Source organism: Nocardia cyriacigeorgica (genome assembly GCF_010858045.1).
GTDB classification, from domain to species: domain Bacteria; phylum Actinomycetota; class Actinomycetes; order Mycobacteriales; family Mycobacteriaceae; genus Nocardia; species Nocardia cyriacigeorgica_E.
Map to the genome: position 1 here is coordinate 14,659 of NZ_JAAGVC010000028.1, position 13,341 is coordinate 27,999.

The following is a 13,341-nucleotide window of genomic DNA, read 5'->3' on the forward strand; positions in this document are numbered from 1 at the left end:
AGGGCGCGCGATGTGCTATCAGACCCCGTGCCCGTCCGGGCCGCGGGAGCCAATAGACTGTCCGGGTGACGCAGACGACCGCTTCTGTCAATACCCAGTCTCTCGGTGAACTCGATCCCGAGGTCGCTGCCGCGATGGCAGGAGAGCTCGCCCGCGAGCGCGACACCCTCGAGATGATCGCCTCGGAGAACTTCGTGCCGCGCGCGGTTCTGCAGGCGCAGGGCAGCGTGCTCACCAACAAGTACGCCGAGGGCTACCCGGGCCGTCGCTACTACGGCGGCTGCGAGCACGTCGACGTCGTGGAGAACCTGGCCCGCGAACGCGCCAAGGAACTGTTCGGCGCCGAGTTCGCCAACGTCCAGCCGCATTCGGGCGCCCAGGCCAACGCCGCGGTGCTGATGTCGCTGATGAACCCCGGCGAGAAGCTGCTCGGGCTGGACCTGGCCCACGGCGGCCATCTCACCCACGGCATGCGGTTGAACTTCTCCGGCAAGCTGTACGAGGTCCACTCCTACGGCGTCAGCAAGGAAGATCACCGCGTCGACATGGACGAGGTGCGCAAGATCGCCCTGGAGGCGCGGCCGAAGGTGATCGTCGCGGGCTGGTCGGCCTACCCGCGGCATCAGGATTTCGCTGCCTTCCGGGAGATCGCCGATGAGGTCGGCGCCTACCTGTGGGTCGATATGGCGCACTTCGCCGGTCTGGTCGCGGCCGGGCTGCACCCCTCGCCGGTGCCCTACGCCGACGTGGTCTCCTCCACCGTGCACAAGACCCTCGGCGGTCCGCGCTCCGGCCTGATCCTGGCCAAGCAGGAGTTCGCCAAGAAGCTCAACAGCTCGGTGTTCCCGGGCCAGCAGGGCGGGCCGCTGATGCATGCCATCGCCGCCAAGGCCGTCGCGTTCAAGATCGCGGCCACCGCCGAGTTCGCCGAGCGGCAGCAGCGCACCCTGTCCGGCGCCAAGATCCTGGCCGAGCGCCTGAGTGCCGCCGACGTCGCGGGCAAGGGCATCAGCGTGCTCACCGGCGGCACCGACGTGCACCTGGTGCTGGTGGACCTGCGCAACTCCCAGCTCGACGGTCAGCAGGGCGAGGATCTGCTGCACGAGATCGGTATCACGGTCAACCGCAACGCCGTTCCGTTCGATCCGCGCCCGCCGATGGTCACCTCCGGTCTGCGCATCGGCACCGCCGCCCTGGCCACCCGTGGCTTCGGCGATACCGAGTTCACGGAGGTCGCCGACATCATCGGCACCGCGCTGGCCGGTGGTTCGGATGTCGAGACGCTGCGCGGCCGGGTCCGCAAGCTGGCCAACGACCTGCCGCTGTACCAGGGTCTCGAGGACTGGCGCCTGCTGGGCTGAGATCCCGCCACGTTTTCCGGACGCCGCGCCCGCGATCGGCACCTGCCGAATCGTGGGCGCGGCGCCGTTTCCGGGCGGCGATGTGCCCACGGGTTCCTGCGCCCGCGCGGACCATCGGGTGCTCATCCCGCTCGTGGCCCGGGCGCGTCCGATCGACCGCATCCGCACTACCGCTCGGCCGAATCCGCACCGGCGGCGACCAGGGCCGGGTAATCGCGCAGTTCGATATCGTTGGCGCCCTTGTCGCCGAGCTTCACCATCAGCCCGAACAGCGGCGAGTTCAGGAACCAGTCGCGCGCCCGGATGCCGAAGGCGGTCTTGGGGGCCAGGAAGCGGCCAGGATTGCTGGAACCCGCGATCTTGTTGTAGCGCCGCATGATCTCGTCGTAGCGCGGGAAGGCCGCGGTGTGATCGCCGCCGGCGACGGCGAGTTCGCCCGCGAGCACATAGGCGCCGACGACGGCGAGCCCGGTCCCGAACCCCGCGAGGGTGTTGCCGTAGCCGGCGTCACCGACCAGCGCGATCCGCCCGCGCACACACGAGGTCATCTCGACCACGCTCAGCGAATCCAGGTAGACGTTCGCCGCCTCGTCCAGTTCGGCGAGCATCCGCGGCACCTCCCAGCCGACGCCGGCGAAGGCCTGCTTCAGGATCCGGCGCTGCGCCTGCTCGTCGTCGCGGGCGTAATCGAGTTCGGGGGAGGCGAACATGTACATCTGCTCGGCCTTCGGTCCGCCGCTGACAGCGAGTTTGCCCGGCGCGTTATGGGCGTAGGCGACCTCGCGGCGCGGCTCGCCGGTGCGCCGGGACCCGGTGCCCGAATTGGCGAGGGCGTAGTAGTAGCCGCGGTGACGGACGTAGTCGCGTTCGGGTCCGAAGGTGAGCGCGCGGACCCGTGAGTGCACACCGTCGGCCCCGAAGACCAGATCGAAGGTGCGGGCCGGTGCGTGTTCGAACTCCACCCGCACACCGTCGGCGGTCTCGGTGAGTGCGCTGATCGAATCGCCGAAGAGGTAGGTGCACCGCTGACTGGTGCGCTCGTACATGAGCTCGGCCAGATCGCCGCGCAGAATCTCGAGGTCACCGCCGGTGAAATCGCCGGAGATGACCGAGCGACGCTTGCCCGCCGCGTCCACCAGCACCATGTCGGCGCCGCCGGTGCGGCGTGCACGCACGGCGTCGAGCAGGCCCATGCGCTCGAGCACCGTCAGATGGGTGGCGCCCTTGAAATCGACGGCCTGGCCGCCGGGGCGCAGCTCGGCAGCGCGTTCGACCACGGTGACGTCGAAACCGTAGCGATCCAGCCAGTAGGCGAGGGCCGGCCCGGCGATGCTCGCGCCGGAGATGAGGACGGTCTTGTTACGCATGATGGCTCCTTCAACGAATAGCGTCCATCGGAAACTGTTTCCTGCGGACGCGGATTAGCGTATGGTAGACACAGTTTCTGGTCAACTCCTTTCCGGAAAGGACATCGCGATGCCGGCTCCGACCGTGGTCGAACTGCTCTGGGGTACCGGGCGGCAGGCCAAGCGCGGCCCGAAACCGTCGCTGTCGCTGGAGGCCATCGTCGGCGCGGCCATCGAACTGGCCGACGCCGAAGGGATGGCGGGGGTCTCCATGCAGCGGGTCGCCGAACGGCTCGGCTACACGAAGATGTCGCTGTACCGCTATGTTCCGGGCAAGGCCGAACTGGCGGCGTTGATGCTCGAGCAGGCCCTCGGCGCACCCCCGGATATCGCTGCGGCCCAGGCGCTTTCCGAGGAGGCGCCGTGGCGGGCCGGGCTACGCCGCTGGACCGAGGAGATCTTCCGGCGTTACCGGGCGCACCCGTGGTCGCTGGAGTTGTCCGCCGGGATCCGGCCGATGGGGCCGAACGAACTCGGCTGGCTCGAGGCCGCCCTATCGGTGATGGCCGGAATCGGCCTGACCGGCCCGGAGCGGCTGGACACCGTCGTCGTGCTCAACGGTCATGTGCGCAGCCTCGCCCTGCAGAACGGTGGCACCGCCGCCGACGGGATGGAGGAGCAGTTGATGCGGCAGATGGCGGAGGTGATGGAGGCGGCGGGAGACCGATATCCCGCGGTCGCCGCGGCCATGGGTGAGCAAGCGGGCGGCGCGTCGGCGCGCGACGACGCCTTGAACTTCGGCATCGACCGCATCCTCGACGGACTGCAAGCGCTCATCGACCGCCGAGCGGATCGGGTTTCCGGCCACGAGAGTCGGCCGAGCCGCCGTCCGGATCGAACGCGGCCTTCGTGACGAGCCTGCCCCTCACGTCCCGGGCAGCTGAATGCCCTTCTCCGCGGCCAGCTTGGTCAGCTTCTCCATCTCGTCGATCGCCACCGCGACATAAGCGTGCGGGCCGTCGTCGTCGCGGCGCAGCAGGTATTCGTAGTCGCCGTCGGTGAGCAGCTCGTCGGCGTCGTCGTAGAAATGCCAGCGCACGTGCACACGGGCGATGCTCGCCGTCAGATCGACGTGGTCGAGCAGCGTGTGGCCGACGCGCGCCAGGCCGAGCTGCTGGTAGAAGGGATAGGCCTGGGACAGCGCCTGTGCCAGCTCCGCGCGCGAATGCAGCGCGCCGACGAAGCCGTCGCTGACGATGGTGGCGGGCATGCCCCACAGCGCGGCCGACCGTTCGGCATCGTAGGCCGACAGCGCGGCCTGATACTCATCCAGAAACGACTCGATCTCATCCCGAGTGGTCATAGCCCCAACGTATCGCCGGCGGGCCGAATCCGGAGGCGGAATGGGCCGCCTCCGGCGCGGGCACCGCCTACCCTCGATCCATGAGCGAAATCGAGCTGGAGCAGGACTCGATCACCACGGTGCGCGAATTCTTCGCCGCGCTGGAAATCGGCGCGGTGAGCGAGGCGCTGGAACTGCTGCATCCCGACATCGTCTGGAAGAACACCTCGCTACCGGATGTGCGTGGCGAACGCCGGGTGGCGCAGGTGCTGGGGGGGCTGAGCCGGGATCAGTTCGGTTTCGCCGCCGTCATGCACCACATCGCCGCCGACGGCCCTATCGTGCTCACCGACCGCACCGACATCTTGCGCTTCGGTCCGGTGCGGATCTCCTTCTGGGTGGCGGGTACCTTCGAACTGCGCGACGGGCGAATCATCCTGTGGCACGACCACTTCAGCTGGGAGAACTTCCTGCGCGGAGTGGTCGCGGGGGTGTTCAAGGCCGTGTTCTCGCGCGGTTGAGACAGGGCACCGGGCGGGGTGTGGCGCCGGCGAAATCACCTCGTAGCGCCGCTGCCGAGGGCGAGGAAGCCGGTGCCCGGCGAGCGGCCGGCTTCGACAGCCTGTCAGCCGAGGCCGGTTCCCGCCGCGGCCAGCGCCCGAACGCCCGGGCTGGTGGAGCGCCGGACGAAGGCGCACTCGGCCAGCCGGTCGACGTCACCGAGGGTCAGGGTGAGCGTCACCGACGGCTCGAGCCGGTAAGGCCTGCTCTCGATGATCGAGCCGAGCACCCGCCGCAGCCGCGACAGTTCCGCCCGCACGGCCACCGCATGATCGGGATCGCCGTAGAGGGCGTGACTCAGATCGGCGACCGACATCCCGCGCCGCCCACGCAGATGCAGCAGCAGCAGGATCTCCGCGTGCCGCACCGATAATGAACTGCGCCAATCGGATTCGCCGCCCACCGCGCTGACGACCGGCGTACCGGACAGGTCGAGGTTCATCCGGATCCCGGCGTGCGCACCCGCCCCGAGCGGCCGCACCAGCCAACCGCCGCGCAACGGCTCCGCCGAGCAGACGCCGAGCCCCGGGACCTGCACCGCGCGTTCGGCATTCGGGATGGCGATGCGCTGCGGAGTGGCGATGCCGGTGGCGTGGGCCACCCAGCCGTGCTCGTCTACCAGCAGGGCGGGACCGTTCAGCGTGGACAGTGTGGGCATCGCGGTGCTGCGCAACCGTTCCAGCCGATCCTGCTGCAGCCGCGCGATCTGGCCCTCCGCCAGCCGTGCGCCCGCGCCGACCAGTGCGGTGAGTGCGGGATGCAGGGTCAGCGCGGGCCCGCTGACGTCGACCACACCCAGCAGTTCGCCGGTGCGCGGATCATGAATCGGCGCCGCTGTGCAGTACCACGGATGCTGGGACTGCTCGAAATGCTCACCCGAGAACAGTTGCACCGGACTGGCTTCGGCGAGTGCGGTGCCGATGGCATTGGTGCCGACCACCGATTCGGTCCAGGTGGCGCCCTCCTGGAAACCCAGACCATCGGCACGGTTGCGGACCCGCGGTGAGCCGGCGCGCCACAACACCACGCCGTCGGCATCGGTGACCACCATGATCAGCTGCGACGCATCCGCGACCCCGGCGATCACCTGCATCAACTCAGTGATCACGCCCGCCAGCGGCGACATCCGGCGGCGTCGCTCGACCTCGTCGAGCCCGAGCACGGTGCGGGCATTGGGTTGGTCGGGTACCAGCCCCGCGGCCAGGACGCGCGACCACGAGCGCGCCACCAGGGTGCGCGGCCGCAACGGCGAACGTCCGCCGCTGATCACCGCGTCGTGCATGCGCACCAGGTCGCGGGCGTACCGGGGCAGGTCCGTCCCCGGTTCGATCGCGCCGAATTCGCCCACGACATCCATCCTGATCTGCTCGGTGCGCGCGGCCGGGCGAGGCTCGCGCGCCTCGCCGCGTGCGCACACCGATGTTGCAACGCCTTGCAACGATTGTGACACCGGATCCGGTGACGTGTGCTGTAGCTCACAGATCCGCTGGAGAAGGAGAATCCGATGACCCGGACACTGGAGCCGACGCCCGATACGCAGACACCGCAGCAGCGGGTGGATGCCTGGCTGCGGGACTTCGAGATGGCGCTGGCGGACCGCGATGTGGAGGCCGCGGCCGCGATGTTCGCCCTCGACGGTTTCTGGCGCGACCTGGTGGCCTTCACCTGGAACATCAAGACCCTCGAGGGCCGCGAGGATATCGCCGACATGCTGCGCGCGCGGCTGAACGGCACCGATCCGGGCAACTTCCACACCACCGAAGAGCCCACCGAGGACGGTGGGGTGATCACGGCGTGGATCGGCTTCGAGACCGCCGCCGGCCGCGCGGTCGGGCATTTGCGGCTCAAGGATGAAGGCGCGTGGACGCTGCTCACCAGCCTGCGCGAACTCAAAGGGCACGAGGAGAGCAAGGGCCCGCGCCGGCCGCGTGGTGTGGTGCACGGCGCCGACCCGGACCGGGTGACCTGGTCCGAGCGCCGCGCCGAGGAGGAACGTGAACTCGGCCGCAGCCGTCAGCCCTATGTGCTGGTTGTCGGCGGTGGGCAGGGCGGGATCGCGCTGGGCGCGCGGTTACGTCAGCTCGGGGTGCCCGCGCTCGTCGTCGACAAGCACGAACGTCCCGGCGACCAGTGGCGCAAACGGTACAAGTCGCTGTGCCTGCACGATCCGGTCTGGTACGACCACCTGCCGTATCTGCCGTTCCCGGACAACTGGCCGGTGTTCACCCCCAAGGACAAGATCGGCGACTGGCTCGAGATGTACACCCGGGTGATGGAGGTGCCGTACTGGTCGAAGACCACCTGCACCTCGGCCACCTACGACGAGATCGCGGGTGAATGGGAAGTCGACGTCCTGCGCGACGGCGAGGCCATCGAACTGCGGCCGACCCAGCTGGTGCTCGCCACCGGCATGTCGGGTAAGCCGAACATCCCGAGTTTCCCTGGGATGGACCGTTTCCGGGGCGAACAGCATCATTCGAGCAAGCATCCGGGCCCGGACGCCTACGCGGGCAAGCGCGCGGTGGTCATCGGCTCCAACAACTCCGCCCACGACATCTGCGCGGCGCTGTGGGAGGTGGGCGCCGAGGTGACGATGGTGCAGCGCAGCTCGACCCACATCGTGCGCTCGGATTCGCTGATGGAGCTCGGCCTCGGCGATCTGTACTCCGAACGCGCCCTCGCGGCGGGCATGACCACCGACAAGGCCGATCTGACCTTCGCCTCGCTGCCGTACCGGATCATGCCGCAGTTCCAGATCCCGGTGTACCAGGCCATCCGGGAGCGCGACGCCGAGTTCTACGACCGGCTCGAACGCGCCGGTTTCCAACTCGACTGGGGCGACGACGGTTCGGGCCTGTTCATGAAGTATCTGCGCCGCGGCTCCGGGTACTACATCGACGTCGGCGCCTCGGAATTGATCGCCGACGGCAAGATCGCACTGGCCCATGGCGAGGTCCGCGAGCTCACCGAGGACGCCGTCGTCCTCGAGGACGGCACCGAACTGCCCGCCGATCTGGTCGTCTACGCCACCGGCTACGGCTCGATGAACGGCTGGGCCGCCGATCTGATCGGCCAGGACGTCGCCGACAAGGTGGGCAAATGCTGGGGCTATGGTTCCGGCACCACCAAGGACCCGGGCCCGTGGGAAGGCGAGCTGCGCAATATGTGGAAGCCGACCAGGCAGGAGGGGCTGTGGTTCCACGGCGGCAACCTGCACCAATCCCGGCACTACTCGCTGTATCTGGCGCTGCAACTCAAAGCGCGCTACGAGGGCATCCCGACACCGGTCTATGGGATGGGCCCGGTGCACCATCTGAGCTGATTTTCCATCGACTGCCGCACCGATCCCCGGATCGGTGCGGCATGATGGAAGTAGTCGAAGATGTGACCAGGAAGACATAGATGGCGGCACACAGCACGCTCGCCGAGCAGCGGGCCGCGCTGGAAAAGGAATGGTCCCGCTGGGTTCCCGGCAGGTCGCATCCCGTGCTGCCCCGAGTCGCCGGATCCGGTCTGCGCAGCGAGGTCGCGCAATCCTGGATGCGTTCGGTGCGCACCGTCGACCCGGCCACCGCGAGCGCACCCGCCGTGGATTCCGCCGACGTCGGTGCCCGCTGGGCCGAGTCCCCGCTACGCGAACCGGTCACCCAGCTCGCCGACCAGCTGCACAATGTCGCCCACGACGCCGGCTATGTCGCCGCGGTCACCGACGAGAGCGGCACCATCCTGTGGTCCTTCGGCGGGCCGGTGATGCGCCGCCGCGCCGAACAGGTCAATTTCGCGCCCGGTGGTCGCTGGGACGAAGAACATATGGGCACCAACGCACTGTCGCTGGCCATGCAGACCGGCAAACCCAGCACCGTGTTCTCCGCCGAACATCTGGTCGCGGCCCTGCACGGCTGGGTGTGTTACTGCGCGCCGATCCACGCCCCCGACGGGCGCAGGCTCGGCGTGCTCGATCTCTCCTCGACGTGGGACCGTTCGCATCCGCTGGCCATGTCGACGGTGCAGTCGCTGGTCACCGCGGTGGAGGCGCGGCTGCACGCGGCGGCCGCCACCCGGCCGGGCGTCCGGCTGACCTGCCTCGGCGGCTCCCGCCTGATGCGCGACGGACACCCGGTGCGGTTGCGGCCGCGCCAACTTGAGATCCTCACCCTGCTCGCGCTCGAACCCGACGGCTTCACCCCGGAACGATTGCACTACGCCATCTACGGCGACCGGCCCGCCACCTCGAGCACGCTCAAGGCCGATGTCTCACACCTGCGCCGGGCCACCGGCGGTGAGATCGCCAACCGCGTCTACCAGCTCACCACCCCGCTGTCCTGCGACGCCGTGGATCTGCTCGGCGCACTCGAAGCCGGTGACACGGCCACCGCGGTGCGGATGTATCGCGGGCCGCTGCTGCCCGGTTCGCAGACGCCGGGGATCGTGGAGTGGCGCGATCACCTCGAGGTCGCGGTGCGCACGGCGGTGCTGTCCGACGACGAGCCCGACAACGCGCTGCGCTACGGCGAGCGGGCGCCCGACGATATCGAGATCCACGAGCACGCACTGCGATTGCTGCCGCCCAACGATGGGCGCCGGGCCGTCGCCGCGGCCAGGCTGCATACCGCCCTCCGTTCCTGATCCACCCCGGATGACCTGCGGGTTCGGCGTGTCACCTCGGTAGTCAACCTTCTGCCAACCCAAGATCGCGATAGTGGTCTGCGTCACGAACGGTTGCTCGTGCTATCCGCCGACTCGATGAGGAGCATGCGACATGACCTACGCGAAACCAGGTGCCGAGGGCAGCATCGTCAGCTACGCCGCCCGCTACGACAATTTCATCGGCGGCGACTGGACGGCTCCGGTCGAGGGGCAGTACTTCGAGAATCCGTCACCGGTGGACGGGCAGACCTTCACCGAGGTAGCGCGCTCGACCGCCGCCGACGTCGAACTGGCCCTCGATGCCGCGCACACCGCCGCCGACGGCTGGGGCGCCACCTCCGTCGCCGAACGCGCCAATATCCTCAACAAGATCGCCGATCGGATCGAGGAGAATCTCGAAGCCCTCGCGGTCGCCGAGACCTGGGAGAACGGCAAACCGGTCCGCGAAACCAAGGCCGCCGACCTGCCGCTGGCCATCGACCACTTCCGCTACTTCGCCGGCGCCATCCGCGCCCAGGAGGGCGGGATCAGCGAAATCGACGGCGACACCATCGCCTACCACTTCCACGAACCGCTGGGCGTGGTCGGTCAGATCATCCCGTGGAACTTCCCGATCCTGATGGCCACCTGGAAGCTGGCGCCCGCGCTGGCGGCGGGTAACGCGGTGGTGCTCAAGCCCGCCGAGCAGACCCCGGCCTCGATCCTGAAGGTGGTCGAGCTGATCGCGGATCTGCTGCCGCCGGGAGTTCTCAACGTGGTCAACGGTTTCGGTGTGGAAACCGGCAAGCCGCTGGCGTCGAGCCCGCGGGTGGCCAAGGTGGCGTTCACCGGTGAGACCACCACCGGACGGCTCATCATGCAGTACGCCAGCGAGAACATCATCCCGGTGACGCTGGAGCTCGGCGGCAAGAGCCCCAACATCTTCCTGCCCGACATCATGGCCGCCGACGACGAGTTCCTGGACAAGGCCGTCGAGGGTTTCGTGATGTTCGCGCTGAACCAGGGCGAGGTGTGCACCTGTCCCTCGCGTGCGCTGATCCACTCCTCGATCTATGACGAGTTCATGGCGCGGTGCGTGGAACGCACCAAGGCCATCGTCAGCGGCAACCCGCTCGACGACGCCACCATGATCGGCGCGCAGGCCAGCAACGACCAGTACGAGAAGATCCTGTCCTACATCGACATCGGCCGTCAGGAAGGCGCCGAGGTGCTCACCGGCGGCGGGCCGCGCAAGGTCGAGGAGTTCCCCGGCGGCTATTACATCGAGCCGACGGTGTTCAAGGGCAGCAACGATATGCGGATCTTCCAGGAGGAGATCTTCGGCCCGGTCGTCTCGGTGACCACCTTCGACTCCACCGATGAGGCGTTGAAGCTGGCCAACGACACCCTCTACGGTCTCGGCGCGGGCGTGTGGACCCGGGATATGAACACCGCCTACCGGCTCGGTCGCGGGATCAAGGCGGGCCGGGTGTGGACCAACTGCTACCACGCCTACCCGGCGCACGCGGCGTTCGGCGGATACAAGAAGTCCGGCATCGGGCGCGAGAACCACTCGATGATGCTCGATCACTACCAGCAGACCAAGAACCTGCTGGTCAGCTACGCGCCGAATAAGCTCGGATTCTTCTGATGGCCGAGGACGTGACCCGCGTCGAGATCACCGAACAGGCCGAGCAGCTGCTCGAGGGTCTGATCCGGCGGCACGGCGCGGTCATGTTCCACCAGTCCGGCGGATGCTGCGACGGCAGCTCGCCGATGTGTTACCCGCGCGGGGAGTTCCGTGTGGGTGCCTCGGATGTGCTGCTCGGGACGGTCGCCGCGGATACGCCGTTCTGGATGAGCGCCGATCAGTACGAGTACTGGAAGCACACCCACCTCACCGTGGATGTGGTTCCCGGCCGTGGCAGCGGATTCTCGTTGGAAGCGCCCGAAGGCGTGCGCTTCCTCATCCGCTCCCGGCTGCTCACCGATGACGAGTTCACCCGGCTCGAGGCCGCGCCTGCGCCCCGCACCGGCGCCGAACTCGAATAGCCCTGCGCGGCAGTGGGGTTCGCCCGCCCCGCCCGCGCATCGGAAAGATCTGCCCACCGGCTGTGCCGCGCCGGTGGGCAGATCTGCTTTCTGTCGCAGCCGTTCAGTACGGGATCGGCGCGTTTGCCTGCGCCCACGCCTTCTCGGCATCGCTGCCTGCCTGCGGTGGGAACTGGCCGGCGATCTTCCACAGATCGCGCGGGGATTCGTAGGTGTGGAATTCCCAGTGCAAGCCGCGGTCGCGGGTGTAGGGGACCATGATCGAATCGAGTCTGTCGGTGGAGCGGCGACGCATATCGGGATCGTCCAGATGACGGGCGAGGTGTTCCACCACGATCCGGACGGTGTCGGCCGCCGGTTTACCGCCGACATAGAAGTCCGGTTCGGCGGTTTCCTTGAACAGCACGACCACGTAGAACGCCGGCAGGCCGAAGCTGGTGTACAGGTCGGTGATGTCCCGGGCGAAATCCTGTTTGTCCTTGTCGGAGTAGGTGTTCGCGGGGTGATAGATGTGCCACAGCGGCATGGCTGGTCCTTTCGGGTTCGGCGGTCTCAGCGGCCGATGGCCACGGCGAGATCTTCGACGGGGCCGGACAGCGCTGCCTTCATCCGGCGCGAGACCTCATCGACGAGCACTTCGATCTCACCTTTCTCGACGCCGTCGAAAACCGCCGCCGCCACTGCGGCGGGGGCGATCTTGTCGACCGGGAGATGGGCGACCATCTCGGTATCGGCGAAGCCCAGATGCACCCCGACGACCTGGGTGCGCTGTGCGGCGAGCTCGAGCCGCAGGGAGTTGGTCATCGACCAGAACGCGGCCTTCGAGGCGCCATAGGCCGCGGCGCCGGAGCCCCACGACAGCACCGAATGGATATCGACCAGCGCGCCACCACCGTGGGCCGCCAGAATCGGCGCGAAGGCCTGCGCGACCCGGAGTGGGCCGAACACATTCGTATCGAAAGTGGCCTGCACATCGGTTATTTCGGCTGTCAGCAGGGGTGCGGGGAGTAGCGCGCCCGCATTGTTGACGACGATGTCGACATCTCCCGCAGCGAGCGCCGCAGCGGTGACGGAATCGGGATCGGTCACATCCAGCGCGAGCGGTACCACGCGCGGATCGTCGCTCGGAGCCGGTGTCCGGGCCGTCGCGTAGACCTTCGCGGCCCCGCGCCGCAGCAGTTCGTCCACGAACGCGCGCCCGAGTCCGCGCTGCCCGCCGGTCACCAGCGCGACCGAGCCTTCGATTCTGGTCATCTTCGCCTCTTTCGAGTCATCCCCGCCGATCCGGACGTCCCTGGTCGGCTCGGGGAGGGAGCGTCACCACTCGACCGATTTAGATTATGATCATCATCTATACGGATGCGCAAGACTGTCCTGACCGACCGCGCCCTCCGTGCGCGCCGACCGATGGAAAGGAGCCGATGTGCCGCGAGCATCCCGCGAACAGGCGCAAGCGCACCGCAGGCAGGTCCTCGACGCGGCCGCCGCGCAGGTCCGCGAACATGGGGCGGCCGCGATGACCGTCCCCGAGCTGATGGCCGCCGCCGGACTGACCCACGGCGGTTTCTACCGGCACTTCCGGTCCAAGGAAGACCTGGTCACGCAGGCCTGCACGGCTGCGTACGCGGAGAAGATCGACGAAATGGACCGTATCCGCGCCGCGAGCGCGGACGGCGCGGCGGCCCGGCGCACCTTCATCCAGCGCTATCTGTCCACCGCCCACCGCGACACCCCCGCCAACGGGTGCGGCATCGCGGCGACCGCGGCCGACGTCGCCAGAGCGCCCGCCGACAGTCCGCTGCGCCAGGCCTACCTCGACGGCATCCAGAACATGATCGGCAAACTCGCCGAGTTCGACGACCGCTCGACCACCGACCCGGACCTGCTGGTCGAACTGTCGACCATGGCCGGAGCGCTGATGCTTGCGCGCGCCACCGGCGACGCCGAGCTCTCCCGCCGGATCCTCGAAGCCGCGCGCGATCACCTGGTCGGCGACCCCGAGTAGCGGCCGGTGCCGCGCCCTTTTCGGCCCGGTCGAAAAAATTCTCCGAAA

13 protein-coding genes are annotated in these 13,341 nt (G+C 68.3%); 8 read left to right on the top strand and 5 right to left on the bottom strand.

The window, feature by feature from the left end:
* Positions 1-65: 65 nt before the first annotated feature.
* Positions 66-1,361, top strand: a complete 1,296-nt coding sequence (gene glyA, locus GV790_RS20790) for a serine hydroxymethyltransferase (RefSeq protein ID WP_163815102.1) — start codon at positions 66-68, stop codon at positions 1,359-1,361.
* Positions 1,362-1,528: 167 nt separating this feature from the next.
* On the opposite strand, the gene GV790_RS20795 is transcribed toward glyA, so the two are convergent.
* Positions 1,529-2,728 carry an FAD-dependent monooxygenase gene (locus GV790_RS20795; protein WP_163815104.1) on the bottom strand — a complete coding sequence of 400 codons (1,200 nt, stop codon included), beginning with the start codon at positions 2,726-2,728 and terminating at the stop codon, positions 1,529-1,531.
* Positions 2,729-2,837: 109 nt separating this feature from the next.
* Here GV790_RS20795 and GV790_RS20800 point away from each other — a divergent pair, with 109 nt between their 5' ends.
* Positions 2,838-3,620 (top strand): TetR/AcrR family transcriptional regulator, encoded by a 783-nt coding sequence (locus GV790_RS20800; protein WP_163815106.1) that lies wholly within the window; start codon positions 2,838-2,840, stop codon positions 3,618-3,620.
* Between the two features lie 12 nt (positions 3,621-3,632).
* Here GV790_RS20800 and GV790_RS20805 read toward each other — a convergent pair whose 3' ends face one another.
* A complete protein-coding gene (locus GV790_RS20805; protein WP_163815108.1) occupies positions 3,633-4,070 on the bottom strand; it encodes a hypothetical protein in 438 nt (145 codons plus the stop codon).
* A gap of 80 nt (positions 4,071-4,150) precedes the next feature.
* Between GV790_RS20805 and GV790_RS20810 the strand changes: the two genes are divergently transcribed.
* Entirely contained in the window at positions 4,151-4,570 is a 420-nt protein-coding gene (locus GV790_RS20810; protein ID WP_163815110.1) for a limonene-1,2-epoxide hydrolase family protein, read from the top strand.
* A gap of 104 nt (positions 4,571-4,674) precedes the next feature.
* Here GV790_RS20810 and GV790_RS20815 read toward each other — a convergent pair whose 3' ends face one another.
* Positions 4,675-5,958: a GAF domain-containing protein gene (locus GV790_RS20815; RefSeq protein WP_163815197.1), complete on the bottom strand. Its 1,284-nt coding sequence runs from the start codon at positions 5,956-5,958 to the stop codon at positions 4,675-4,677.
* Positions 5,959-6,114: 156 nt separating this feature from the next.
* Between GV790_RS20815 and GV790_RS20820 the strand changes: the two genes are divergently transcribed.
* The 4 genes from GV790_RS20820 (at position 6,115) to GV790_RS20835 (ending at position 11,288) form a co-directional block, all read left to right on the top strand.
* Complete coding sequence (locus tag GV790_RS20820) at positions 6,115-7,932, top strand: NAD(P)/FAD-dependent oxidoreductase (RefSeq protein ID WP_163815112.1); 1,818 nt, start codon at positions 6,115-6,117, stop codon at positions 7,930-7,932.
* A gap of 80 nt (positions 7,933-8,012) precedes the next feature.
* Entirely contained in the window at positions 8,013-9,236 is a 1,224-nt protein-coding gene (locus GV790_RS20825) for a helix-turn-helix domain-containing protein (protein WP_163815114.1), read from the top strand.
* 133 nt (positions 9,237-9,369) lie between these two features.
* Positions 9,370-10,887, top strand: coding sequence for an aldehyde dehydrogenase (gene adh / locus GV790_RS20830; protein WP_163815116.1), 1,518 nt, complete (start codon positions 9,370-9,372; stop codon positions 10,885-10,887).
* Complete coding sequence (locus tag GV790_RS20835) at positions 10,887-11,288, top strand: DUF779 domain-containing protein (protein WP_163815119.1); 402 nt, start codon at positions 10,887-10,889, stop codon at positions 11,286-11,288. The genes adh and GV790_RS20835 overlap by 1 nt, the downstream gene beginning before the upstream one ends.
* Before the next feature lie 103 nt (positions 11,289-11,391).
* Here GV790_RS20835 and GV790_RS20840 read toward each other — a convergent pair whose 3' ends face one another.
* Positions 11,392-11,814 (bottom strand): tautomerase family protein, encoded by a 423-nt coding sequence (locus GV790_RS20840; protein WP_163815121.1) that lies wholly within the window; start codon positions 11,812-11,814, stop codon positions 11,392-11,394.
* Positions 11,815-11,840: 26 nt separating this feature from the next.
* Positions 11,841-12,542, bottom strand: a complete 702-nt coding sequence (locus tag GV790_RS20845) for an SDR family oxidoreductase (protein WP_163815123.1) — start codon at positions 12,540-12,542, stop codon at positions 11,841-11,843.
* A 169-nt stretch (positions 12,543-12,711) separates the two neighbouring features.
* Between GV790_RS20845 and GV790_RS20850 the strand changes: the two genes are divergently transcribed.
* Positions 12,712-13,293, top strand: a complete 582-nt coding sequence (locus tag GV790_RS20850; protein ID WP_163815125.1) for a TetR family transcriptional regulator — start codon at positions 12,712-12,714, stop codon at positions 13,291-13,293.
* The last annotated feature ends 48 nt before the right edge of the window (positions 13,294-13,341 follow it).